The organism is Acidovorax temperans, from assembly GCF_028596105.1.
GTDB classification, from domain to species: Bacteria; Pseudomonadota; Gammaproteobacteria; order Burkholderiales; family Burkholderiaceae_C; genus Acidovorax; species Acidovorax temperans.
Genome location: NZ_CP117193.1, coordinates 3,250,174 through 3,273,101, shown reverse-complemented (window position 1 = coordinate 3,273,101; position 22,928 = coordinate 3,250,174). Strand labels below are relative to the sequence as shown.

General features: G+C 61.4%; 21 protein-coding genes. 13 read left to right on the top strand and 8 right to left on the bottom strand.

The features are described from left to right. Nucleotides 1-29: 29 nt before the first annotated feature. The 3 genes from secB to PQV96_RS15365 all read right to left on the bottom strand — a co-directional run bounded on the left by secB (nucleotide 30) and on the right by PQV96_RS15365 (nucleotide 1,314). On the bottom strand, nucleotides 30-485 hold the full coding sequence (gene secB / locus PQV96_RS15375; RefSeq protein ID WP_066699565.1) for a protein-export chaperone SecB: 456 nt from the start codon (nucleotides 483-485) through the stop codon (nucleotides 30-32). Between the two features lie 133 nt (nucleotides 486-618). Then, entirely contained in the window at nucleotides 619-879 is a 261-nt protein-coding gene (grxC, locus tag PQV96_RS15370) for a glutaredoxin 3 (RefSeq protein WP_066782898.1), read from the bottom strand. Nucleotides 880-906: 27 nt separating this feature from the next. Next, nucleotides 907-1,314 (bottom strand): rhodanese-like domain-containing protein, encoded by a 408-nt coding sequence (locus PQV96_RS15365; protein WP_044399447.1) that lies wholly within the window; start codon nucleotides 1,312-1,314, stop codon nucleotides 907-909. A gap of 72 nt (nucleotides 1,315-1,386) precedes the next feature. On the opposite strand from PQV96_RS15365, the gene gpmA reads away from it, so the two are divergent. From gpmA to PQV96_RS15345, 4 genes are all read left to right on the top strand, one after another. Continuing rightward, nucleotides 1,387-2,130 carry a 2,3-diphosphoglycerate-dependent phosphoglycerate mutase gene (gene gpmA / locus PQV96_RS15360; RefSeq protein ID WP_198846922.1) on the top strand — a complete coding sequence of 248 codons (744 nt, stop codon included), beginning with the start codon at nucleotides 1,387-1,389 and terminating at the stop codon, nucleotides 2,128-2,130. A 116-nt stretch (nucleotides 2,131-2,246) separates the two neighbouring features. Beyond that, nucleotides 2,247-3,683, top strand: coding sequence for a S41 family peptidase (locus PQV96_RS15355; protein WP_044399445.1), 1,437 nt, complete (start codon nucleotides 2,247-2,249; stop codon nucleotides 3,681-3,683). Nucleotides 3,684-3,763: 80 nt separating this feature from the next. Then, nucleotides 3,764-4,513 (top strand): HesA/MoeB/ThiF family protein, encoded by a 750-nt coding sequence (locus tag PQV96_RS15350; protein WP_273623452.1) that lies wholly within the window; start codon nucleotides 3,764-3,766, stop codon nucleotides 4,511-4,513. A gap of 113 nt (nucleotides 4,514-4,626) precedes the next feature. Then, nucleotides 4,627-5,001: a response regulator gene (locus PQV96_RS15345; protein WP_066699579.1), complete on the top strand. Its 375-nt coding sequence runs from the start codon at nucleotides 4,627-4,629 to the stop codon at nucleotides 4,999-5,001. A 150-nt stretch (nucleotides 5,002-5,151) separates the two neighbouring features. Here PQV96_RS15345 and PQV96_RS15340 read toward each other — a convergent pair whose 3' ends face one another. Next, nucleotides 5,152-5,784, bottom strand: a complete 633-nt coding sequence (locus PQV96_RS15340) for a response regulator (RefSeq protein ID WP_044399437.1) — start codon at nucleotides 5,782-5,784, stop codon at nucleotides 5,152-5,154. A gap of 171 nt (nucleotides 5,785-5,955) precedes the next feature. On the opposite strand from PQV96_RS15340, the gene PQV96_RS15335 reads away from it, so the two are divergent. From PQV96_RS15335 to PQV96_RS15315, 5 genes are all read left to right on the top strand, one after another. Continuing rightward, entirely contained in the window at nucleotides 5,956-7,272 is a 1,317-nt protein-coding gene (locus PQV96_RS15335) for a CHASE3 domain-containing protein (protein WP_420482154.1), read from the top strand. Between the two features lie 412 nt (nucleotides 7,273-7,684). After that, nucleotides 7,685-7,849, top strand: a complete 165-nt coding sequence (locus PQV96_RS15330; protein WP_044399472.1) for a DUF1328 domain-containing protein — start codon at nucleotides 7,685-7,687, stop codon at nucleotides 7,847-7,849. Between the two features lie 66 nt (nucleotides 7,850-7,915). Next, a complete protein-coding gene (locus tag PQV96_RS15325; protein ID WP_066782889.1) occupies nucleotides 7,916-8,308 on the top strand; it encodes a DUF883 family protein in 393 nt (130 codons plus the stop codon). Nucleotides 8,309-8,447: 139 nt separating this feature from the next. Next, the gene (locus tag PQV96_RS15320) at nucleotides 8,448-8,765 is read left to right on the top strand and encodes a BON domain-containing protein (protein WP_044399434.1); all 318 of its coding nucleotides are present in this window, start codon (nucleotides 8,448-8,450) and stop codon (nucleotides 8,763-8,765) included. Between the two features lie 147 nt (nucleotides 8,766-8,912). Then, a complete protein-coding gene (locus PQV96_RS15315; RefSeq protein WP_273623444.1) occupies nucleotides 8,913-10,022 on the top strand; it encodes a zinc-binding metallopeptidase family protein in 1,110 nt (369 codons plus the stop codon). A 585-nt stretch (nucleotides 10,023-10,607) separates the two neighbouring features. Here PQV96_RS15315 and PQV96_RS15310 read toward each other — a convergent pair. The 4 genes from PQV96_RS15310 to PQV96_RS15295 all read right to left on the bottom strand — a co-directional run bounded on the left by PQV96_RS15310 (nucleotide 10,608) and on the right by PQV96_RS15295 (nucleotide 15,457). Further along, entirely contained in the window at nucleotides 10,608-12,557 is a 1,950-nt protein-coding gene (locus PQV96_RS15310; RefSeq protein ID WP_142083707.1) for a PhoX family protein, read from the bottom strand. A 440-nt stretch (nucleotides 12,558-12,997) separates the two neighbouring features. Beyond that, nucleotides 12,998-13,822, bottom strand: coding sequence for a BPSS1780 family membrane protein (locus PQV96_RS15305; protein WP_273623439.1), 825 nt, complete (start codon nucleotides 13,820-13,822; stop codon nucleotides 12,998-13,000). Nucleotides 13,823-14,005: 183 nt separating this feature from the next. After that, nucleotides 14,006-14,956: a homoserine kinase gene (locus tag PQV96_RS15300; RefSeq protein ID WP_273623438.1), complete on the bottom strand. Its 951-nt coding sequence runs from the start codon at nucleotides 14,954-14,956 to the stop codon at nucleotides 14,006-14,008. Nucleotides 14,957-15,097: 141 nt separating this feature from the next. Continuing rightward, nucleotides 15,098-15,457 carry a hypothetical protein gene (locus tag PQV96_RS15295; RefSeq protein WP_207375109.1) on the bottom strand — a complete coding sequence of 120 codons (360 nt, stop codon included), beginning with the start codon at nucleotides 15,455-15,457 and terminating at the stop codon, nucleotides 15,098-15,100. 54 nt (nucleotides 15,458-15,511) lie between these two features. Between PQV96_RS15295 and polA the strand changes: the two genes are divergently transcribed. From polA to PQV96_RS15275, 4 genes are all read left to right on the top strand, one after another. Further along, nucleotides 15,512-18,310: a DNA polymerase I gene (gene polA, locus PQV96_RS15290; RefSeq protein WP_273623437.1), complete on the top strand. Its 2,799-nt coding sequence runs from the start codon at nucleotides 15,512-15,514 to the stop codon at nucleotides 18,308-18,310. A gap of 202 nt (nucleotides 18,311-18,512) precedes the next feature. Then, nucleotides 18,513-20,279 (top strand): ATP-binding protein, encoded by a 1,767-nt coding sequence (locus PQV96_RS15285; RefSeq protein WP_273623436.1) that lies wholly within the window; start codon nucleotides 18,513-18,515, stop codon nucleotides 20,277-20,279. Between the two features lie 250 nt (nucleotides 20,280-20,529). After that, nucleotides 20,530-21,408, top strand: a complete 879-nt coding sequence (gene yghU, locus PQV96_RS15280) for a glutathione-dependent disulfide-bond oxidoreductase (protein WP_273623434.1) — start codon at nucleotides 20,530-20,532, stop codon at nucleotides 21,406-21,408. A gap of 576 nt (nucleotides 21,409-21,984) precedes the next feature. Further along, the gene (locus PQV96_RS15275; protein ID WP_273623432.1) at nucleotides 21,985-22,848 is read left to right on the top strand and encodes a ZIP family metal transporter; all 864 of its coding nucleotides are present in this window, start codon (nucleotides 21,985-21,987) and stop codon (nucleotides 22,846-22,848) included. The last annotated feature ends 80 nt before the right edge of the window (nucleotides 22,849-22,928 follow it).

The window sequence follows — 22,928 nt, the reverse complement described above, 5'->3', positions numbered from 1 at the left end:
TCCAATGCAATTGCCAGGATGCGTGCAGCTTACTGGGCCACAGCGGTGTCGGCCGCTGCGGCTTGTTGCTGCTGTTCGTACATGGCCTGGAAGTTGATTTCGGCCAGGTGCACGGGTGGGAAGCCAGCGCGGTTGATCACGTCGGCCACGTTGCCACGCAGGTAGGGGTACACGATCTGGGGGCAAGCGATGCCCATGATGGCGCCCATCTGGTCTTCAGGGATGTTGCGCACTTCAAAAATGCCGGCTTGCTTGGCTTCGACCAGGAAGACGGTCTTTTCCTTGATCTTGGTCTGCACGGTGGCAGTGACGCAGATTTCGTAGATGCCATCGGCCACAGGTGCGGCTTCCACGCCGAGCTGGATGTCCACGCTGGGCTGCTCTTGTTCGAGCAGGATGGCGGGGGAGTTCGGCTGCTCGAGCGACAGATCCTTCAGGTACACGCGCTGGATCTGGAAAACGGGAGTGTTGTCTTGGTCGGCCATGGTCAAAGTCTCTCTACTTACGATTTACGTTTGCTCAAACAAACTTGCTGCAAAACAAAACCCGCCGGGGAGCAGCTCCCGCAGCGGGCACATGGACTGCATTATGCAGCGCTGGCAGGCCGGGTGGCCGGAATCAATCGGCACCCAGCAGTGGCATCAGGCCACCGCGCCCGTCCAGGGCCACCAGGTCGTCGTGGCCACCCACATGGGTGGTGCCGATGAAAATCTGCGGCACCGTGCGGCGGCCGGTGATTTCCATCATGTGGGTGCGGGCCTCAGGGTCGAGGTCTACGCGAATTTCTTCGATCTGCTCCACGCCCTTGGACTTGAGAATCTGCTTGGCGCGAACGCAGTAGGGGCAGACGGCGGTGGTGTACATCTTCACGGGTTGCATGGGGCTCTCCTGCGTTAGGGGTGAAGGTCAGGCTTTTTCAATCGGCAGGCTGGCTTCGCGCCAGGCCTTCAGGCCACCGGCCAGGGCCTCTGCCTTGTCGTAGCCCAGCTTTTTGGCCACGGCCACGGCGCGGTTGGCGCGGGCGCCAGAAGCGCACACCAGCACCACAGGCACGGCCTTGTTCTTCACCAGGGTGGGCAAACGCTCTTCGAGTTGACTCAGGGGCACATTCTTGGCGCCGCCCACGTGGCCAGCGGCGAACTCTTCGGCTTCGCACACGTCAATGACGACCGCCTTCTCACGGTTGATAAGCTGCACCGCCCGGTTGGGGGTGAGCGAGCCAGCACCTGCGCTGCGCAGCGACGGCCACAGCAGCATGCTGCCCGATGCGAGGGCCACGACGAGCAAATACCAGTTGTCGATGATGAATTTCACGAAGATTCCTTGGGTTGGCGAACACAGCAATTTTAGAATGTAAGGTTTTGACCCGCTCTTTCTAGGGAAACCATGCACAAACTCGTTCTGATCCGCCACGGCGAATCCACCTGGAACCTTGAAAACCGCTTTACTGGATGGACCGATGTGGACCTGACGCCCACCGGTGTTTCCCAGGCCATGTCGGCCGGCAAGCTGCTCAAGGCCGAGGGCTACGAGTTCGACTTGGCCTTCACCAGCGTGCTCAAGCGCGCCATCCACACCCTGTGGTACGCCCTGGACGAGATGGATTGCACCTGGCTGCCCGTGGTCAAGGACTGGCGCCTGAACGAGCGCCACTATGGCGCGCTGCAGGGCCTGAACAAAGCCGACATGGCCAAGCAGTATGGCGACGAGCAGGTGCTGGTATGGCGCCGCAGCTACGACACCCCCCCGCCTGCGCTGGAAGCCACCGACCCCCGCAGCGAGCGCGGCGACCGCCGCTACGCCGGTGTGGCGGCCGAGAACGTGCCCCTGACCGAGTGCCTGAAAGACACCGTAGCCCGCGTGCTGCCGTTCTGGAACGAGTCCATGGCGCCCGCCATCCGTTCGGGCAAGCGCGTGGTGGTGGCTGCGCACGGCAACTCCATCCGGGCGCTGGTCAAGTACCTGGACAACATCTCCGACAACGACATCGTGGGCCTGAACATTCCCAACGGGATTCCGCTGGTTTACGAGCTGGACGACAACCTCAAGCCCATCCGCCACTACTATCTGGGCGACGCTGAAGCGGCTGCCAAGGCCGCCGCCGCAGTGGCTTCGCAGGGAACAGCGTAAAGACGGTGTAAATCTGCTGGGAAAACCCTCCAGATTCTGCGAAAGTGAGCGCCCGCGCGGAACTGCAGCGGGCGCGGCCCTTCCAAGGTGTATATTGAATCGGTTAAAGGTGTTGTATGGGCCAGAAACTCAAAATTGCGGGCTGGGTGTCGGTTGGTGTGGTGGCCGGTGCGCTCACCACGGTGTCTTTGCAAACCGTTGCGCGCGGGGCGATGACACCGCTGCCGCTGGAGGAAATCCAGCAGCTGTCAGCAGTGTTCGGTCTGGTCAAGACAGACTACGTGGAGCCGGTGGATGACAAAAAGCTCATCACCGATGCCATCTCTGGCATGGTTTCCAGCCTCGACCCGCATTCCCAGTATTTCGACAAGAAGTCTTTCAAGGAATTCCGCGAAGGCACCACGGGCCGATTTGTGGGCGTGGGCATTGAAATCACCCAGGAAGATGGACTGATCAAGATCGTCTCGCCCATCGAAGGTTCGCCCGCGTTTCGCGCCGGGCTCAAGACCAACGACCTGATCACCAAGATTGACGAGACCGCCGTCAAGGGCCTGTCGCTGAGCGACTCCGTCAAGCGCATGCGCGGTGAGCCCAACACCAAGGTCACCCTCACCATCTTCCGCAAGGACGAAAACCGCTCGTTCCCTGTCACCATCGTCCGCGAGGAAATCAAGACCCAGTCCGTCAAGGGCAAGGTCATGGAGCCCGGATATGCCTGGATTCGCCTATCGCAGTTCCAGGAGCGGACGGTGGAAGACTTCGTGCGCAAGGTGGAAGACGTCTACAAGCAGGAACCCAATCTCAAGGGCTTGGTGCTGGACCTGCGCAACGACCCCGGTGGCTTGCTGGATGCAGCCGTCGCGATTTCGGCAGCCTTCCTGCCCGAGAACGTGACCGTGGTCAGCACCAACGGCCAGCTGGCCGAAAGCAAGGCCACCTACAAGGCATCACCCGAGTTTTACATGCGCCGCAACGGCAGCGACCCGCTGCGCCGGTTGCCTGCGGCCCTCAAAACCGTACCTCTGGTGGTGCTGGTGAACGAAGGCTCTGCATCGGCCAGCGAAATCGTGGCCGGCGCCTTGCAAGACCACAAGCGCGCCACCATCATGGGCAGCCAGACCTTTGGTAAGGGGTCAGTGCAAACCGTACGGCCCTTGGGGCCCGATACAGGCATCAAGCTGACCACCGCCCGCTACTACACCCCCAGCGGCAAGTCCATCCAGGCCAAGGGTATCGTGCCTGATGTGATGATCGACGAGTCTGAAGAGGGCAACGTGTTTGCCGCGCTGCGTATGCGCGAGGCTGATCTGGACAAACACCTGGGCAGCGGCCAGGGCGAAGAGCAAAAAGACGAGGCCCGTGAAAAGGCCCGTGAAGAAGCCCGCAAGCGCCTGGAAGAAGAAGCCAAGAAGCCTGCGGCCGAGCGCAAGTTGCCTGAGTTTGGTACCGACAAGGATTTCCAGCTGACCCAGGCGCTCAACAAGCTCAAGGGTCGGGCGGTGCTGGTGAGCAAGACGCAAACCGAGCGCAAGGAAGAAAAGAAGGAAAACTGAGCCCTGCTTGGTTTTCTGTGCGAACAAGGCCGGGCTCCCGCAAGGAGCCCGGCCTTTTTAACGTGGTGGATGAGAGAACGATGAACGATGAACAGTTGCTGCGCTATTCGCGCCACATCCTGCTCGATGAAGTAGGCATTGAAGGGCAAGAGCGGGTCTTGGCCTCGCATGCACTGGTGATTGGCGCCGGGGGGCTGGGGTCACCCGTGGCGCTGTACCTGGGCTCGGCGGGCGTCGGGCGGATCACGCTGGTGGATCACGATGTGGTGGACCTCACCAACTTGCAGCGGCAAGTGGCACACACCACCGACCGCGTGGGGCAGCCCAAGGTGGAATCTGCCGCGCAGGCGGTGCGTGCCATCAACCCCGGCGTGGAGGTCACCTGCTTGCAGCAGCGCGCAGACACCGCCTTGCTCGATGAGTGGGTGCCCCAGGCGACGGTGGTTCTGGATTGCAGCGACAACTACGCTACGCGCCACGCCGTCAATGCTGCCTGTATTCGCCACGGCAAACCTTTGGTGGCCGGTGCCGTCATCCGCTTTGATGGGCAGGTGATGGTGTTTGATCCGCGTGATCCTGCGTCGCCCTGCTATGCCTGCATGTTCACGCCCGAGGCCGAGTTTGAGGAAGTGCAGTGCTCCACCATGGGTGTCTTCGCCCCGCTGGTCGGTGTCATCGGCGCCATGCAGGCAGCCGAAGCCTTGAAGCTCATCTCTGGCGCCGCGCCAGCCATTACCGGGCGCCTGCTTATGCTCGATGGCCGCACCATGGAGTGGAATACGATGAAAGTGCCACGCGATCCCGCCTGCGTTGTCTGTGGCAAACAGTAGGAGAAGTCCTACGCAACCAGCGAGTGCTGGCTGGCAGAACGATAAAAACATCCGGCTTAAAGTACGTCTTCGGCCATGGCGTATGGGTTCTGGCCGGACTCTTGGATCAGGCTGTGAAACTCCGCACTTACATTGTTGAAGACAACGCAACCATCAGAGAAAACCTGATCGGGACTCTGGAAGAGTTGGCGTCGGTAGAGCCGGTGGGGTTCGCTGAAACAGAAGACGAAGGCAAGGTCTGGCTCAAGGAGCGCGCCGGTCAGTGGGACTTGGCCATCGTTGATCTTTTCCTGCGTCAAGGCAGTGGCCTGGGGGTGCTGGAGGCATGCCGCGAGCGCAGCCCCGGGCAGAAAATGGTCGTCCTCAGCAACTACGCCACCCCCGATATACGCATGCGTTGCGCGCAACTCGGGGTAGACGCCGTCTTTGACAAATCTAATGAAATCGATGCGCTTGTGGACTACTGCGTGGCGCACAGCCGGGGCTGATTAGGCGGCACGGCGCCTGTCTCTCGTTGGGTGAGCCAGCACCATTGCAGTGCTCCCATCGTCTCTCACTCACTCCATACAGATTGAAAATTTTGCAGGGTTGAACGCCTCCTGGCGGCGTTCGCACTGGCCAGGAGGGTGCACACCATATCAGTCGATGAGCTGGTTCTTGAGCGCGTAGTACGTCAGATCGCTGTTGGAAGATAGGCCCATTTTTTCCATGAGACGCGTGCGGTAGGTGCTCACGGTTTTCACGCTCAGTGAAAGGTCCTTGGCGATGTCGCCTGCGGTCTCGCCTTTGGCCAGCTTCAGGAACACCTGGAACTCGCGCTCGGACAACTGCTCGTGTGGGGGTGCATCGTCTTTGCGGTTGAGTTGCTGGGCGAGCAGCTCGGCAACGGTGGGGGTGAGGTAACGCTTGCCCAGCGCGATCACACGGATGGCTTCAACTATTTCGGAGGGCTCGCATTCCTTGTTGAGATAACCACTGGCCCCCTGGCGAATCAGATTGATGGCGTAATGCTCTTCGGGGTAGCCGCTCAAAATCAGAATGCCCATGTCGGGTGCCTTGGCACGCAGCATGGCCAAGGCATCCAGACCACTTTGGCCGGGCATCGAAAGGTCCATCAGCAGTACGTCGATTTCGTGATTGCGCACCAGATCAATCGCCTCGCGGCCATTCGAGGCTTCGCCTTCTACGCGTAAATCGACATGCTCTGACAGAAACTGGCGCAAGCCGGAGCGAACAATAGCGTGGTCATCCACTATGCCGATTTTGATCATTGTGTTTTCCTTCGGGAGGGTGCGCATGCAGCCCTCAATGAGTTGTAGATAAACCGCGTTCGGGTGTTGCTGATGCATTGCATCCAACACCGCAAGCGCCAAACTTTATCCTGATTCCAAACTATGAACCTACAAGCATCTTTGCGGCCGTGGTTACCAAAAGTTCGTCGCATGGCGCTGAGCCTGCCCATGGCTCTGCTGGCCGCCTTGGTTTTGGTGGGCATCAACGAAGTCGGGCACATGCGCTCGCAAGACGCGGTGCGCCAGATGAGCCAGTGGCAGGCCACCCGCGGTACGGTCAACAGCCTGCTGCAGAGCATGCTCGATGCCGAGACCGGCCAGCGCGGTTACCTGCTGACGGGCAACGACATCTACCTGCAGCCCTACGACAAAGCCATGACCGCGCTGCAAAGCCACATGGACACCTTGCGCAACCAGTTTGTGGACTCTAAGGAGGACATGCTGATGGTGGCACTGCTGTCGCGCCAGATCTCGCGCAAGCTCGCAGAGATGGAGTTGAGCCTGCGATTGCGCAGGCAGGGCAATGAAGACGCCTGGAAGTTCATCCTGCACACCGACATGGGGCGGGAGAACATGGATGAAATCCGCAAGCACGCCCATGCGCTCATCGAGCGCGCCACGGCCAAGATCCAGATCGGCCAGGCGCAAATCGTGCAGTCGCTCATGCTCTCGCGCATTGGCATTGCCGTGGTCACGGCGATTGGCCTGCTGGCGTTCTTCATGTACCTGCGCCAGGCCAACGCCCTGCAGGTGGTGAGCCAGCGCGAACAGGCCTTGCTTGAGCACGAGCGCGACCGCCTGGAAGGCCTGGTGCGCGAGCGCACGGCGTCCCTGTCGGAGCTGGCAAGCCACTTGCAGCAAGTGCGGGAAGACGAGCGCGGCCACCTGGCCCGCGAGCTGCACGACGAACTGGGTGCACTGCTCACCGCCGCCAAGCTGGATGTGGCGCGGTTGAAATCCAAGCTGGATGTGAATGCGCCGGATGTGACAGAGCGCCTCAAGCACCTCACCGACACGCTCAACAGCGGCATCGCCCTCAAGCGGCGCATCATCGAGGACTTGCGACCTTCCTCCTTGTCGCACCTGGGGCTTACGGCTGCGCTCGAGATTCTCACCCGCGAGTTTGCACAGCATGCCGGTATCGAGGTGGAGACCAACCTGGAGACGGTTGACTTACCCAGCGCCACGCAGCTCACGGTGTACCGCATGGTGCAAGAGGCACTGACCAACATCGGCAAGTACGCCAACGCGCACAAGGTGCTGGTGTCTGTGCACGCACATCCCAACCACGTGGCGGTACAGGTGCACGATGACGGTGCGGGCTTTGACCCAGCCGGCGTGCAAGTGTCTTCGCACGGCCTGGCGGGCATGCGGCACCGGGTAGAGGCGGCAGGGGGGCGCCTGAGTGTGCACTCCAGCCCCGGCAAGGGCACCTTGCTTTCGGCGGTGTTGCCCCTGCTGCGCTAACACCCTCCAGGCCGTGGCCGCGACAGACCACAGCGCAGAGGCGGGTATCCACTTTGAAGCTGTTTTTGTTCGTTCGCTGCGGTCGTTAGGGGGAGCTTCCTGCCTGGATTGCCCAGCCTGCCGTGCGTAGCGCCAGGTGCAGACAGTCCCCGTATGAGCAGGGGCAGGCGCTGTCCTACAGCGCAGGTGTGCAGGAGCCGACACGCCTGCGCGCCTGCCACCGTCACCGCCGGTTGCCGTGCTTGCTTACAGTGAAGTCCAGCGAGTCGTTTCATAGCTCTCTGCGTATTTCAGGCACCTGGCAACCCGCTCTGTTCCTTGTGCGCAGTGAACTGCAAAACGACCTTTCTGGCACCGATCCAAGGTGTCGCCCACTGCTGGCAATGCGCCGGCGCATTTTTGGGGGATGGTCATGTTGCACTACGCAGTCGTTTTTCTGGTGATCGCTCTGGTCGCCGCAGTCTTCGGTTTTGGTGGCATTGCTGCCGGCGCCGTCGGCATCGCCAAGATCTTGTTCTTCGTCTTTGTGGTTATGGCAGTTGTCACGTTCGTGGTTGGCCTGCTCAAAAGGGGTTGACGTCTTAGTCACCTGAGTGGTCTGCGCCTCTCGCCCTTTGTACCCATCTCAAAACAGGAGTGATCCATGAGTAAAGAAAACATGACAGACACCGCCCCCACCAAGCTTCGCAACCTGTCGGACAACGTGCTGCAAAGCGCGGAAGAGGCTGTGAAAGCAACGCACGACAAGGCCGACCAGTTGTTTGATGCCGCCGAAGGTGGCGTGCGCCAACTGCGCGCCGATGCCAGCCCCGTCATTCAGGACCTGGCCGCACGGGCCCAGGACATCGCCACACGCAGCATTGACCGCTGCGCCCAGGCCAGCGACCGCGCTCGTCGCCAGTTGCACGAGGTGTCTGAAGCCACTACTCGCTACGTGGCCCAGCAGCCTGCCAAGTCGATGGCCATTGCGGTGGCCTCGGGCGCAGCCATCGGTGCCCTGGCACTGTGGCTCTCGCGCCGCCCGTCAGCTCGCTGACACAGGTTCCCCCAGGATTCGGCGGTTTAGCGATCGTTCGGATTCGTCTCAGTCCCGTGGTTGCGGAGGGTGCCATGGTGCCCGGGATTGATTTTTTTGCCAGCACCCGCGTTCGACTCACTTTAAAGAAGGAAATACCATGAAATACGCACGTGCACTTGCTTTTGCCGCGATGGCTGGCGCCACCATCCTGACAGCCACTGGCTGCTCGGTGGCCCGCGAACAGCAAACCGTCGGCGCCTATATGGACGACGCCGGTATCACCACCGCCGTGAAGGCGAAAATGGCTGAAGATAAGACAGTCTCTGCCACCGCCATCAGCGTGGAAACCTTGAACGGCACGGTTCAGTTGTCGGGCTTTGCCAAGTCGCAAGCCGAAAAGAACCAGGCTGAAAACATTGCACGCAACACCAAGCATGTGCGTGAAGTGCGCAACAGCATTGTGGTGCGCCCCTGATGTCTTGACGAGCGGGGTGTGACGGGTGGACAGCCCACCATCACGCCCCAGCTCTCGCAAACCCAAACCTCCGCCTGCCCAGCAGCCGGAGGTTTTGTTTTTGGGGTCCACCCCCGCCTGCGCTCCGCAAGGGGTAAGCTCTGTCTCATGCGCGTCTTCAATTGCGACCACTGCGGTCATCTGGTTTTTTTTGACAGCGTGCAATGCCTGCATTGCGGCAATACGCTGGCTTTTGCGCCTGACCAGCTCACCATGGCCACGCTGGCGCCTGCGCCGCAGGACGGGGCTGGGCTGTGGCGCCGCATGGGCGAGCGGGGTGGCAGTGCTCCCACAGGCAAGCTCTATCGCATGTGCTCCAACCGCGCGGCCTACGGGGCCTGCAACTTTGCAGTGCCTGCGAATGACTATTCGCCGCTGTGCGTGTCCTGCCGCCAGACCAGGGTGTTGCCGGATTTGTCCGAGCCCGCCAACCTGGGGCGCTGGCAACAGGTGGAGTCTGCCAAGCGGCAGTTGTTCTACACCCTGGCCCGGTTGGGGCTGGAGCCCGTGCCGGGCAGAGCAGGGCCGGTGTTTGAGTTCCTGGCCGACTGGCCGGGTGGCCCGCAGGTGCTGACGGGGCACCAGGGCGGCACCATCACCCTGAATGTGGCCGAGGCCGACGACGACGAGCGCGCCCGCCGCCGCATCGCGCTGGGCGAGCCCTACCGCACCCTCATCGGCCATCTGCGGCATGAGTCAGGCCATTTCTATTGGGACCAGCTGGTGCAAGGCGGTGCCCGCCTGGAGGAGTTCCGCCGCGTGTTTGGCGACGAGCGCGCTGACTATGCCGCGGCGCTGCAGGCGCATTACGCCAAGGGGGGGGATGTGGGGCCGTGGGCTGAGCGGCATGTCAGCGCCTATGCCTCTGCCCACCCCTGGGAAGACTGGGCCGAAACCTGGGCCCATTACCTGCATATGGTGGATTTGCTGGAGACGGCTGCCAGCTACCAGCTGGGCGTGACGGTGCCCACGCCGCCATCTGGCGCCCGGCCCGCCATGCGCCACACCGTGTCAGACCCCTTTGGCAGCCCCGCCCCCAGTTTTGATGACATGGTGGGTCAGTGGGTGCCAGTCACCTTGCTGCTCAATAGCCTGAACCGCAGCCTGGGCCAGAGCGATGCCTACCCCTTTGCCCTGTCTGCCGGGGCCATGGTCAAACTGCGGTTTGTGCACGACTTGGTGCAAGCAGTGCGGCAGCCGCCAGTACAGGCTGCCTGAAGATTTTATGCTATTAAAAATATAGCTGCTTGCGCTTACTGAATAAGCGCTAGAAGCCTTTTTTGCTCAAAACCCCTGCATCCACACCCAGTGGTTGTCCACGCGGGCCGCTTGCAGCTTGCCTTCATGCGCTACGCGCAGCGGGGTCGTAGTGGAGGCGTTCACCATCCATGCCCACCAGCCCCCTCAAATCGGTCAGTACTTGGCCGTTGAAAGTGTGATCCGGCTAGCGGTGATCTGCCGCTTGCCAACGCCAGTGTGGTGTGGGCTGGATATCAGTGCACCAACCAATCGCACGGACGAGAGGCTGCGGCCACGGCAGGCCATCGACCCAAGTAGCGCCATGTCCGGCGTGGCTTTGATGAAAGGTTTTGTGCTGATGGGGCTGCCCCAAGTGTGCTCGGGGCGAGGGGTAGCAAGAAGGTACGCGCGGCATACGAGCCAAAGCGGAAGGCGGTGCGGCTGTGGGTGCTGGGTATGGTGATGCCATGTACGCCAGTAAAAAAGCCAGCAGGGCTATGCAGACCGGCTGGCTTTTTGTTGCGCCTTTTGGCGTGCCCCTTGGGTCGGGGCAAGTCCTGAGCTTCAGACCATTTTCATCTGGCTGGGGGTGCCGGTGATGTAGCCTACGGCCGCACCCGACTTGTTCTTGTAGTTGGCGCGGATCATCGGGTCCAGCGTGTCTTTGACGACGTTATGGATGCTGCCCCAGTCACCCGCGTGCTGGAAGTTACTCATGATGTAGGTCCAGCCATTGATTTCGTCCACGGCGTGCAGGCCGGTGGACTCGCTGCCCGAGGGGATCGACATCACGCGCGACAGCTGCTTGGTGTCCACGTTGTAGGCCCACAGGAAGTTGTTGACGTGCTGGCTGCTGTCTTCGCCGATGAACAGGGTGCGCATCTTTTCGGAGAACTTGAGGTTGTCCGGGTTGGCGATGTTGTTGGGGTTGGCGGTGTTGCCCAGGGCGTCGGCGGTGATGTCCTCACCGGCCAGCAGCACCTTGGTGTCCACGGGCATCCATTCGCTGTTGATGGTGCCGCCGGCGGTGTCCTTCTGGCCACCCTTGAGGTTCAGCGCCATCACGGCGCCGGCCACCAGTTGCTTGGGCACCGAGATGCCGTTGCCCGGCACGTTGGCGGCATTGCCTGCCACCATGGACGACTGGACGTTCTGCAGCGCAGAGTAGGCAATCTTGTCCTTGGCGTTGACCGTGGTGCCTTCCATCTTGGTGAAGCCCAGGCTGGCGCCGAGGTAGGCGGCGTAGCGGTGGGTTTCCAGGAAGGCAGCGGCCTTTTCCATGCCAGGGTTCAGCTTGATCCACTCGGTCTTGCCGTTGGCCACGATCTTGGTGTAGCTGGCATCGGCTGGGTCGGTGGTCTTCACGGTCATGATGTCCGTGGGCTTGAGCGTGTTGGCCAGGTTCTCGATCTCGGCGCTGGTGGCCGAGCCCATCTTGATCCAGGTGAGGGGCGCGGCCGTGCCCACCTTGGGGTCGATGGAGAAGCCGCTGCCCACCTTGGCCACGTACAGAGTGCCGGACGACAGGTCTTTTTCCTTGTCGGCCACGAACACGAAGTAGCCGCTGTTGGTGGCGTCGTCGCCCATCAGCGCCGTGCGGTTGTCAGGCATTACCTGCACCAGTTCATGCGAGATGCGGCCCATGCAGAAGTGCTTCTTGATGCTGGCGGTGCCGTCAGGGTTCACCGTCACCTCGGGCATGTGTCCGTAGTGGTAGGGGTTGGCCTTGGTTTCGTCGCCAAGCAGGTTCTTGCTGTAAGCCTTGAACATGGCGTTGCTGGCGATGCTGAACGCATCGGGTTCGTATTCTTCGCTCGACAGGTGGGTGCCCCAGGGCGACAGGCTCGCGCCGCAGGTGATCCACAGGCCGTGCACCTTGGAGGTGTCCACGTTGTGGTACTTCACCAGGCTCAGCTTGCCGGTGGTCTGGTCCTGGTCCAGCGTCAGCACGGCAATGGGCGAGGGCAGCTTGCCGTACATGTCGGTCTTGCCGTCTTGTGCCCAGGTGGTGTATTCAAACTGCACCACGGCAAACACGGCCTTGCCCTTGAGGCCGGTCACGGTGGGGTTGGCCACGGTCAGCAGCGAGGTGCCGTCGGGCGAGTCCGAGAAGTACTGGCGTTCCTTGCCAGCCACCGTGGCGTCGATGATGGGCTTGTTGTTGATGTCGTAGTAGCCACCCGACAGGATGGTGCCGCCCTTGCCGTCGGACACCATGTCGCCCGTCACGAAGAACGGCTGGTAAGCCAGCTGGTACGAGCGTACCGAGTCGTCGCTGAGCTTGATGTTGAGCGTGGAGCCCACGGTGGTGGTGGCCATGGCAGCGGCGTTGGCCAGGGTGGGGGCTGCCATCGAAGTAAAGCTGGCGGAAACGAAGCTGGCAGTGGTGCCGTCGTCACCACCGCCGCAGGCTGTCAAAAAGGAGGTGGCAGCCGTTGCGCCCAGAGGGAGCATGGGAACCCCTGCCAGAAATTGCAGTGCTTTGCGGCGGGTGGTCAGCGAGGATTGGGACATGTCTTGATATTTCCAGTGGGGTATTGCGTTGCTGCAGACCACGCCACATCGGACCCAGTGGGCCAGGCACTGCGGTCGGTGGTCATGATCACCAGCCCGCGTTGCTAGAAATTTGTTGTGACAGTTCGTTGATGCTTTTGTGACGTTTGCGTGAAAGGTATGGGCCGTTCATGGCAGCGCGTATGCACACGCGGTACCCTGGCAAGCCGCCTTGAGGGGGATAACAAATTTCGCCTGATACCAAGGTCGGTGCCTTTCGCCCCTCAAACTACCGCAGATGCACTGGCTGCTGGTGCTGGAGTGCTCCGTAAGAACTGTGGGCAACGTGAGCTGGCGAAACGGGGCACGCCGGTGATATTTCTGTGCAGCTAGGCCTGCGCAGCCAGCCTGCCGCCTGCACTTGCCGAAGGCTGCGATGTCGGTGCCAGCGCAGTTCGTTTTCAGTTCAGCCCAGCCGTTGGTGGCGTGGGCGGGGTGGTGTCAGGGTGCAGCAGGCTCTCGGGCGGCTCAAAGCAATCCCGGAAGATGAATACCGCGCAGCTCAGGATCATCGTCGCCATCATCATGGCAGCGCCCATCAGCAGACTGCCCACGCCTTCACCCCCCAGGCCCAGCAGCAGCGAGATGATGCTGATCACCAGCGCGCCCAGCACGCCAATGCCCAGCCAGCTGAACAAGAACACCAGGCACGCCCCCACGTTGCGCACGCAGGCCATCAGGCTGAAGAACAGGGCCTTCACCGGCGGCACACCATGCCAGTGCACCAGGCCGGGCGCGTGCCAGAACAGCAGCGACAGGGGCAGCGACAGCACGGTGGCGGTCCACATGGCTTTCTGGAAGCTGGGGTCGGACGCCATTTGTGCCGTCACGGGCGTGCCGTCCATGTAGACCTGGGCGAAGCGCCCGCCGTCCACCAGGGCAGAAAGGGCCATGATGCCCAGAAAGCCTGCGGCATACAGCGCACCCAGCAGCAGCATGTGGCGCAGGTGCTGGCGGCCTTTGCGGAATGTGACCAGCAGCAGGGCCGGGGTGGGTGTGTGCCCCTGGATCGACTCGCCCGTGGCCACCATCATTGCCAGCGTGACGGAGGGCAGCAGCACCAGCGAGGCGATATTGCCCAGCACGGGCACGCTGGCCAGCAGCGACATGGCCACAAAAGAGAGAAAGAACAGCGCTGCCAGGGCCAGCGGCTGGCGCCGGAAGGCCTGGATGCCCAGCTTGACCCAGGTGAATCCGGTCTGGGCAGGAACGATGTGGAGTTTCATGGAATGGGTGGTGGTGGGTTCTGGCGGGCCAGGGCGGCTCAGCGCACGCCAGGGCGTGAATTTACCCCAGGGGCGTGCGCCGGGTCAGGGCGAAGGGCTATGGGCGGTACGCCATGCACCCACCCCAGGCCGCCCGACAAACCCCTGGCTTGCAAAGTTGCCTGCCCAGGCAGGTGCAGAGCCTCAGACGTGCAGAGGGTTGGCAATGCGGCCCTGCAGCACCCGCTCGAAATGCGTGGGGTCGTGCGGCTTGAGCATCGACGCCTCGCGCGGCAGGTAAAAGTCCCACAGGCGCGATATCCAAAAGCGCAGGGCGCCCGCGCGCAGCATGGCGGGCAGCAGCTCGCGCTCGGCCGCCGTGAGCGGGCGCACCGACTGGTAGGCGGTGAGCATGGCGGCGGCGCGCTCAGCGTGGTGGGCGCCCGTGGGCAGGTCAATGCACCAGTCGTTCAGGCACACGGCCAAGTCGAACAGCCAGGTGTCCACGCCCGCAAAGTAAAAGTCGAAGAAGCCGGTGAGGGTGTCTTCGGCAAACATCACGTTGTCGCGGAACAGGTCGGCGTGCACCGGGCCACGGGGCAGGGCGGCATAGGTGGACGAGGCCGCCACATGGTTTTGATAAGCCAGTTCCGACTGCAGCAGCGCAGCCTGGGCGGCGTCCAGGTGCGGCAGCACCACAGGCACGGTTTCGTTCCACCAGGGCAGGCCGCGCAGATTGGGCTGGTGGCGGTCAAAGTCGCGCCCCACCAGGTGCATGCGGGCCAGCATGGCGCCCACGGCCGCGCAGTGCACGGGCTCGGGGGCCAACTGGCTCTTGCCGCGCAGCTTGCTCACCACCGCCGCAGGCTTGCCCGCCACGGTGTGCAGGATTTCGCCGTACTTGTCACCACGCGGCTCGGGCACGGGGATGCCGCCGTGCGCCAGGTGCTTCATCAGGTGCAGGTAAAACGGCAGTTGCTCGGCCGTCAGGCGCTCGAACAGTGTGAGCACGAATTCACCCTGCGTGCTGGTGAGGAAGTAGTTGGTGTTTTCAATCCCGCCCTCAATGCCGCGCAGTTCGACCAGCTCGCCAATTTGCAGGCGGCGCAGCACTTCGCGTGCATCTTTTTTGGAGACTTCGGTAAAAACAGCCATGGTTCGGTTCGGCAGGAAAGCGGTCTAAAAGCCCCGTACGGGTGTGAAATTGGTCGGGGCCATTCGGTAAAAAAGCCAGCCACCGGGCCGGTGCCCGATGCTGGCAACTTGTGTATTTGGGATGAGCGTTGGGGCCTTGGCTCAGAACTTCATCACGTTCCACACCCGAGGTGCGGTGTTGGTTTCGGCACCGCTGTTGCTGCCAGCGCGGCTGCGGGCGCCGTCGGGTGATTTGACCTCGTAGGCGGGCATGTCGCTGTTCTTGGGCTGCACGTTGATGCTTTGCGTCTGGCCGCCCACGCGCAGCTCGTCCACACGGCTGCCGCCGTCTTCGACGCGAATGCGCTCGGTGCGCTGGTTGGTGCGGCCTTCCATTTGCTCTGGATTTGATAGCTGCTCGCGCTTATCCACTGTGCCCTGGGTGGCATTTTGGTTAGTATTTTGGGCCAGCAGGGGGCTGGACGCCAAGCCCAGCAGAAGAAAGAGGTGGAGTGCGCGCATGGGGCCGATTGTAGAGCGCGGGCCGCAGGCACCGTGCCCGTGCACAATCCGTTCATGACTGACAAAAAGACCTTGGTGCTGGTGGATGGCTCCAGCTACCTCTACCGCGCCTTCCATGCCATGCCCGACCTGCGGGCCGTGCCGGGCGACCCCACAAGCCCTGCCACAGGCGCCATTCGCGGCATGATCAACATGATGCAGGCCCTGCGCAAAGAGGTGACTGCCGACTACGCCGTGTGCGTGTTCGACGCCAGCGGCCCCACCTTCCGCGATGCGCTGTACACCGAATACAAGGCCACCCGCTCGCCCATGCCTGACGACCTGCGCAGCCAGATCGAGCCCATCCACCAGGTGGTGGACCTTCTGGGCTGGAAGGTGGTGGCCGTGCCCGGCGTGGAGGCCGACGACGTGATTGCCACCCTGGCGAACATGGCCGCTGCGCAGGGCATCGAGGTCATCGTCTCCAGCGGCGACAAAGACTTGAGCCAGCTGGTCAACGAGCACATCACCATCATCGACACCATGAGCGGCAAGCGCCGCGATGTGGCGGGCGTGACGGCCGAGTTTGGCGTGCCCCCCGCGCTGATGGTGGACTACCAGGCCCTGGTGGGCGACACCGTGGACAACGTGCCCGGCGTTGCCAAGGTGGGCCCCAAGACGGCCGCCAAGTGGCTGGAAGAATATGGCTCGCTCGACAACCTGATTGCCAACGCCGACGCCATCAAGGGCGTGGCAGGCAACAACCTGCGCGAGGCCATTGCCAGCGGCCAACTGGCCTTGAGCCGCCAGCTCGTCACCATGAAGACCGACTGCGCGCTGGCCGACTACATCCCCGGCCTGCCCGCGTTTGATGACATCACGCTCGATGCGCCCGACAACGAGGGCTTGCTGCCGTTCTACGAAAAATACGGCTTCAAGGGCCTGGCCGCTGCCATCAAAGGTGCAGCCGCCCCCGCCGCTGCAGCCCCCACCGTCGCCATGCCCGGCCAAAGCGGTGACTTGTTTGCGGATCACTCCGCCAGCACCGTGGCCGAAGAAGCCCAGCACCGCACGGTGGTGTACGACACCATCCTCAACTGGGCCGACTTTGACCAGTGGATGGAGCGCCTGCACAAAGCCCCGCTCACGGCGATCGACACCGAGACCGATTCGCTGGACGAGATGCGCGCCCAAATCGTCGGCATCAGCTTCAGTGTGCAGCCCGGCGAAGCCGCCTACATCCCCCTGCGCCACGAAGGCCCCGACGCGCCCGCGCAACTGCCGCTGGATGAAGTGCTGGCCCGCCTCAAGCCCTGGCTGGAGGACCCCAAGCACCACAAGCTGGGCCAGCACATCAAATACGACCGCCACGTGTTCGCCAACCACGGCATCGAAGTGCAGGGCTACGCGCACGACACCATGCTGCAAAGCTATGTGCTCGAAGTGCACAAGCCCCACAACCTGACCAGCCTGGCCGAGCGCCACACCGGCCGCAAAGGCATCACTTACGAAGACCTGTGCGGCAAAGGCGCGCACCAGATCCCGTTCGCGCAGGTGCCTGTGGATAAGGCCGCCGCCTACTCGTGCGAAGACTCCGACCAGACCCTGGACGTGCACAACGCCCTGTGGCCCCTGCTGCAGGCGGACGACAAACTGCGCTTCATCTACGAGCTGGAGATTGCCAGCAGTGAGGCCCTGTACCGCATCGAACGCAATGGCGTGCTGATTGACGCACCCACGCTGGCCGCCCAAAGCCATGAACTGGGCCAGCGCATCCTGCAGCTGGAAACCGAGGCGTATGAGATTGCAGGCCAGCCCTTCAACCTGAGCAGCCCCAAGCAGTTGGGCGAAATCTTCTTCGACAAGCTGGGCATGCCCGTGATCAAGAAGACCGCCACCGGCGCCCGCAGCACCGACGAAGAGGTGCTGGAAAAGCTGGCCGAAGACTACCCCTTGCCCGCCAAGCTGCTGGAGCACCGCAGCCTCGTCAAGCTCAAGGGCACCTACACCGACAAGCTCGCCCAGCTGGCCCTGCCGCGCACAGGCCGCGTGCACACGCACTACGCGCAGGCCGTGGCCGTCACAGGCCGCTTGTCCAGCAACGACCCCAACCTGCAGAACATCCCCATCCGCACCCCCGAAGGCCGCCGCGTGCGCGAGGCCTTTGTGGCCCCCGCAGGCCGCGTGATTGCCAGCGCCGACTACTCCCAGATCGAGCTGCGCATCATGGCCCACCTGAGCGGCGACCACTCGCTGCTGCACGCCTTCCACGCCGGGCTGGACGTGCACCGCGCCACCGCTGCCGAGGTGTTTGGGGTGGAGGTCGATCAGGTCACCAGCGAACAGCGCCGCTACGCCAAGGTCATCAACTTCGGCCTCATCTACGGCATGAGCAGCTTCGGCCTGGCCAAAAACTTAGGCATCGAAACCAAGGCCGCCGCCGCCTACATCGACAAATACTTCCAGCGCTACCCCGGCGTGAAGCAGTACATGGACGACACCAAGGCCGCCGCCAAATCCATGGGCTATGTCGAAACCGTGTTTGGCCGCCGCCTGTACCTGCCCGAGATCAACTCCCCCAACGGCCCCCGCCGCGCCGGGGCCGAACGCGCCGCCATCAACGCGCCCATGCAGGGCACGGCGGCAGACCTCATCAAGCTGGCCATGGTTGCGGTGCAGAAAGAGCTGGACGCCCACAAGCCAGAAATCAAGATGATCATGCAGGTGCACGACGAACTGGTGTTCGAACTGCCCGAGAGCGAGGTGGACTGGCTCAAGACCCACATCCCGCGCCTGATGGCGGAAGTGGCGGCGCTGAAGGTGCCGTTATTGGCGGAAGTGGGGGTGGGGGCTAATTGGGATAAGGCGCATTGAGCGCGATGGCCGCTGTAAAAGATAGGCATTTAGAGCGTTTTGGCCTCTTGAGCCTGTCTTTTAAGCGCTGGTAGCTATCAAATATGAAGTGATTCGTTGCGGTCTGTCGTCCTTTGTGTGAGAAAAAATGTGGGCAGACCGCGCGGTGCGAGCGGAAATAGATGTCCATATGAGGCATCGATAAAACAAGAGGAGAGAGCTTGTGAAAAAGGGAAGCGCACGTTTTCAAGTCAGTTCGCGGCTTGCCAGTCTTTTGAGTCAGGAGTATTCGTCGACTGAAAAGGCGCTTAAGGAATTGGTAGATAACGCGTGGGATGCTGATGCTGAGAGCGTGAGCATCAAACTACCGTCCCCAATGAGTGATGAGCCCATCGTGATTGAGGACGACGGAACTGGCATGACCGCAGAGGAAGTTAGTCGCCACTATTTGGCAATCGCTGCTGACCGGCGGGTACTGCGGGGCCTGCGCACTGCGGGAAAGAACAGGCGCGTAAAAGGACGCAAAGGTATTGGCAAATTCGCCGGACTTATGGCGGCGGCTGAGATGACCGTAGAGACCCGGACTCGTTCACGACTGAGTACGTTCACTGTCCGCCTATCGGACTTGGCCCAGATTGAGGATATTGAACAGCTTCCTATCGAGCTTCGAAGTACGGACTGTGGTGTATCCGAGCACGGGACCAAAATCACCTTATCCGGCTTACATCAAGGTCTCGCGTTTCCTGATCCTGGGAAGCTCCGCCAAGTTCTTCTGCAGGAATATGGTCGCGAGGAGGGAGTGTCCATTAGCGTCAATGGCAAGAGACTTGGTGTTGATGATGTACAGGGCACATACCGTGATGAAACGCTAGCTGTCGACGGTATGTCGAATGTCCGGTTGAGGATCACAGTTGGCGAAAATAAATCGGTAACCCGTCAGCCGGGAATCCAGATTCGAGTAGATGGCAAAGCTGTGGGGCGGCCTACTTTTTTTGGACTCGATGAGTCAGATGATTTTCCGCCCAAGTTGCTGAAGAGGCTCTACGGAGAGCTTGATGCAGATGATCTGCGGGATCACGTGACTGCCGGATGGGACGCGGTGCTAGAGAACAGCGAGTTGCTGGCAAAAGTCCGTGAAGCAGTGCAACCACTTATTCGTAATGCCTACAGCCTCCAGTACGGCCAAGAAATGCAATTGGCTCAAGCTCGTTTGAGTCGCAAGGTTCACGATCGATTGGCAACACTTCCTGAGTATCGGCGTGAGTACGCAGATCGGGCCATTAAGCGAGTGTTAGATCGGTTCTTCGGGGAGCCGGTGGAGAAAATTGAGCCCTATGTGTTCGTTCTGCTGGAAGCGATTGAGAGAACCGATTACGGCACTTTGTTGGAGCACATCGCCGATTCTTCCCGAAAAGATATAGCTGCAATTGCAGAGGCACTTGACGAGTTTGGCTTGGCTGAAATGGCTTATTTGGTGGAACAAGCTACTGCTCGGCAGGCGTATTTGGACAACTTGGAAACACTTCTTGCGAGCCCGTCAACCCTGGAATCAACGATGCACAAGGCACTAGAAAAGAACTTGTGGGTGCTTGGAAATCAGTTTTCTTTGTTCAGCTCCAACAAGACGCTGCGCAGTATGGTCGAGCAGACTATCGGCAAGAAGTATGTGGGTGAAAAAGCAGATCTTCGACCAGACCTTCTGCTCAGTGAAGATCACGCTGCTGAGTATTTGCTCATTGAATTTAAGAGACCGAGTCATGCGCTTAAGCGCGAAGACTACACGCAGGCTCTTGACTATCGTCATGAGCTTGCAAAGTCCACAACCAAGCGCATCCGTGTCCTCGTAATTGGTGGAAGTCGGTCGGCTGATTACCCCATGAACAATCTAGAGCCAGATGTTGGAGTACTTGTGTTCTCTGAAGTGATAGCGACCGCTCGGAGAATGCTTGAATGGCAACTTAAGCGGGCTGCTGGTGGTGTAGTCGGTTGATTTGTTGAGAAATGCTATGCGTCACTGTTGCAGTGTGACGCTATTTCTATACGGTTATTTAGGAACGCTCAGTTTGTCTCACGCCGCGGCCGAATAAAGCAGCCGCAACGGTTGATTTTCAATTTTGGAAATCATGCATGCGTGTTGAAGGACATTGGTTCTTGCGCCGGAGTTACTAAACCCCATCGCTAAACTCATTCAGCAGCCACTGGCAACCTTCCTCTCTTCCTTCCAATTTTTTGGAGCCCATATGTCCACCTCCTACACCCCTCCCGCCATCTGGCAATGGAACAAAGAAAACGGCGGCCAGTTCGCCAGCATCAACCGGCCCGTTGCCGGGGCTACGCACGATAAAGAGCTGCCCGTGGGCAAGCACCCGCTGCAGCTGTATTCGCTGGGCACGCCCAATGGCGTGAAGGTCACGATCATGCTGGAAGAGCTGCTGGCGCTGGGCCACAGCGGGGCGGAGTACGACGCGTGGTTGATCCGCATCAACGAGGGCGAGCAGTTTGGCAGCGGGTTTGTGTCTGTGAACCCCAATTCCAAGATCCCCGCGCTGCTGGACCGCACTGACCCCGCCAACCCGGTGCGGGTGTTCGAGTCTGGGGCCATCCTGATGTATCTGGCCGAGAAGTTTGGTGCCTTTTTGCCCAAGGACGGCGCGGCGCGGGCCGAGTGCCTGTCGTGGCTGTTCTGGCAGATGGGCAGTGCGCCGTTCGTGGGGGGAGGGTTTGGGCATTTTTATGCCTACGCGCCGGTCAAGATCGAGTACGCGATTGACCGCTATGCCATGGAAACCAAGCGACAGCTCGACGTGCTGAACCAGCGTCTGGCCGTGACGGAATACGTGGCGGGCAACGAGTACACCGTGGCCGACATGGCGATCTGGCCCTGGTATGGGCTGATGGTGAAGGGCGAAGCCTACGACGCGGGCGAGTTTTTGCAGGTGCACGAATACACCCACGTGCTGCGCTGGGCCGAGCAGGTGGGCCAGCGCCGCGCTGTGCAGCGCGGCCGCATGGTGAACCGGGTGCGTGGTGACCTGGCGAGCCAGTTGCACGAGCGGCACGACGCCAGCGACTTTGAGACGAAGACGCAGGACAAGCTGGCGGCCAAACAGGCGGCTTGAAGCGGGCGGCCTGAAGCGGGCGGCCCGCCTGGGCTGGGTGGGTCTGCCGAATTTGCTTTGTGCATGAAAACGGCTGCTGGCGCTTGATAATCAAGCGCCAGCAGCTATTTTTTTGATAGCGGTGGAGTGGGTTGCGATGGCGCCGCTGCCACATGTGGCGTGCCGCAATACCCATCGCGCACCCGCCTTGGGCTGCATTGCGCGGGCTTTGCCACGGAGAAGGGCGGCACACTGTCTGCTAAAAAAGTGTTGAAAAAGTTCTGCGGGGCCTATTGACACGATTGCTAAGATGAAATCAGCCCTCGCCAGCGGCTTTGCTGCAGCCAAGGTTTCCTAGTTTGTGGTGCCCCCAAACGCTGCGCACTTTTTACGCCAACCTCCGCACCTGCCGCTGCAACGGCGCAGCGGAATGCGGCTTACAGTGCGTGCCGGCCTGGTTCAAAACAGATGGCGCAGTTCACGCTTCACCAGTGGTTTGCCAAGGGCTGCCCTGGCGTGGTCAGCGAAGTTGGCTGGGGGTGTGCAGATGTTTGATAAAAAATGCCTCTAGGGCAATACTGATAAGCGCTAATAGCTATGACATTGATAGCAATCTTGATCGCCACGCTGGCTGCGGGCATTGGCAGCGTGTGGGCTGCAGCACTGCTGATGCGTATGGGCCTGGGTGGGCGCCACGATGGCGTGGGCCCGCCGCACCTGCTCAGCCTGGCGGCAGGGGCCTTGCTGGCCACAGCCTTCATGCACTTGCTGCCCGAGGCGTTTGAGAGCCAGGCGGGCGCGCACGACCTGTTCGCCACCTTGCTGGTGGGCGTGGTGTTTTTCTTTCTGCTGGACAAGGCCGAGCTGTGGCACCACGGGCACGAGCACAGCCATGCAGAGCCAGCCGCGCACGACGCCCACCATGACCACCACCACGGCCATCACCATGGGCACAACCATGGGCACAACCATGGGCACAACCATGGCCATGCGCACCATCACGGGCCGCGTGCGGGGGGCTGGGCGCTGCTCACGGGCGACAGCGTGCATTGCTTTGGCGACGGCATTCTGATCGCATCGGCCTTCATGGCCGACATGCGCCTGGGGGTGATTGCCGCCGTGTCGGTGATGGCGCACGAGGTGCCACACCACATGGGCGACCTGGTGGTGCTGCGCCAGACCAGCGCCAACCGGCGCATGGCGCTGCTGAAGGTGTCGCTGGCCGGGGCCGTGACCGCGCTGGGCGGGGCGGTGGGTTACTTCCTGGTGGGGCAGTTGCAAGACTTTTTGCCGTACTTCCTGGCCGTGGCGTCGAGCAGCTTTGTGTATGTGGCGCTGGCCGATTTGATCCCTCAGCTGCAAAAGCGGCTCACGGCGCGCGAAACCATCGCGCAGATTGCCTGGCTGATCGCCGGGATGGTCGTGGTGATGATGGTGAGCGGGTTAGCGCACAACCACTGATCGCAGGCGTGGGGTAACGGCGGGCCCGCTGCAGCAGGGCTGCTGCGATTTTTGACGCAAGCCAATTGGCAGCAGTTTGG

Bases quoted from the DNA above. Each gene is read 5' to 3' on its own strand.
- secB (WP_066699565.1), bottom strand. From the start codon at position 485: ATGGCCGACCAAGACAACACTCCCGTTTTCCAGATCCAGCGCGTGTAC.
- PQV96_RS15340 (WP_044399437.1), bottom strand. From the start codon at position 5,784: ATGATCAAAATCGGCATAGTGGATGACCACGCTATTGTTCGCTCCGGC.
- PQV96_RS15335 (WP_420482154.1), top strand. From the start codon at position 5,956: ATGGCGCTGAGCCTGCCCATGGCTCTGCTGGCCGCCTTGGTTTTGGTG.
- PQV96_RS15350 (WP_273623452.1), top strand. From the start codon at position 3,764: ATGAACGATGAACAGTTGCTGCGCTATTCGCGCCACATCCTGCTCGAT.
- grxC (WP_066782898.1), bottom strand. From the start codon at position 879: ATGCAACCCGTGAAGATGTACACCACCGCCGTCTGCCCCTACTGCGTT.
- PQV96_RS15295 (WP_207375109.1), bottom strand. From the start codon at position 15,457: ATGCGCGCACTCCACCTCTTTCTTCTGCTGGGCTTGGCGTCCAGCCCC.
- PQV96_RS15310 (WP_142083707.1), bottom strand. From the start codon at position 12,557: ATGTCCCAATCCTCGCTGACCACCCGCCGCAAAGCACTGCAATTTCTG.
- PQV96_RS15305 (WP_273623439.1), bottom strand. From the start codon at position 13,822: ATGAAACTCCACATCGTTCCTGCCCAGACCGGATTCACCTGGGTCAAG.
- gpmA (WP_198846922.1), top strand. From the start codon at position 1,387: ATGCACAAACTCGTTCTGATCCGCCACGGCGAATCCACCTGGAACCTT.
- PQV96_RS15315 (WP_273623444.1), top strand. From the start codon at position 8,913: ATGCGCGTCTTCAATTGCGACCACTGCGGTCATCTGGTTTTTTTTGAC.
- polA (WP_273623437.1), top strand. From the start codon at position 15,512: ATGACTGACAAAAAGACCTTGGTGCTGGTGGATGGCTCCAGCTACCTC.
- PQV96_RS15320 (WP_044399434.1), top strand. From the start codon at position 8,448: ATGAAATACGCACGTGCACTTGCTTTTGCCGCGATGGCTGGCGCCACC.
- PQV96_RS15275 (WP_273623432.1), top strand. From the start codon at position 21,985: ATGACATTGATAGCAATCTTGATCGCCACGCTGGCTGCGGGCATTGGC.
- PQV96_RS15330 (WP_044399472.1), top strand. From the start codon at position 7,685: ATGTTGCACTACGCAGTCGTTTTTCTGGTGATCGCTCTGGTCGCCGCA.
- PQV96_RS15300 (WP_273623438.1), bottom strand. From the start codon at position 14,956: ATGGCTGTTTTTACCGAAGTCTCCAAAAAAGATGCACGCGAAGTGCTG.
- yghU (WP_273623434.1), top strand. From the start codon at position 20,530: ATGTCCACCTCCTACACCCCTCCCGCCATCTGGCAATGGAACAAAGAA.
- PQV96_RS15325 (WP_066782889.1), top strand. From the start codon at position 7,916: ATGAGTAAAGAAAACATGACAGACACCGCCCCCACCAAGCTTCGCAAC.
- PQV96_RS15355 (WP_044399445.1), top strand. From the start codon at position 2,247: ATGGGCCAGAAACTCAAAATTGCGGGCTGGGTGTCGGTTGGTGTGGTG.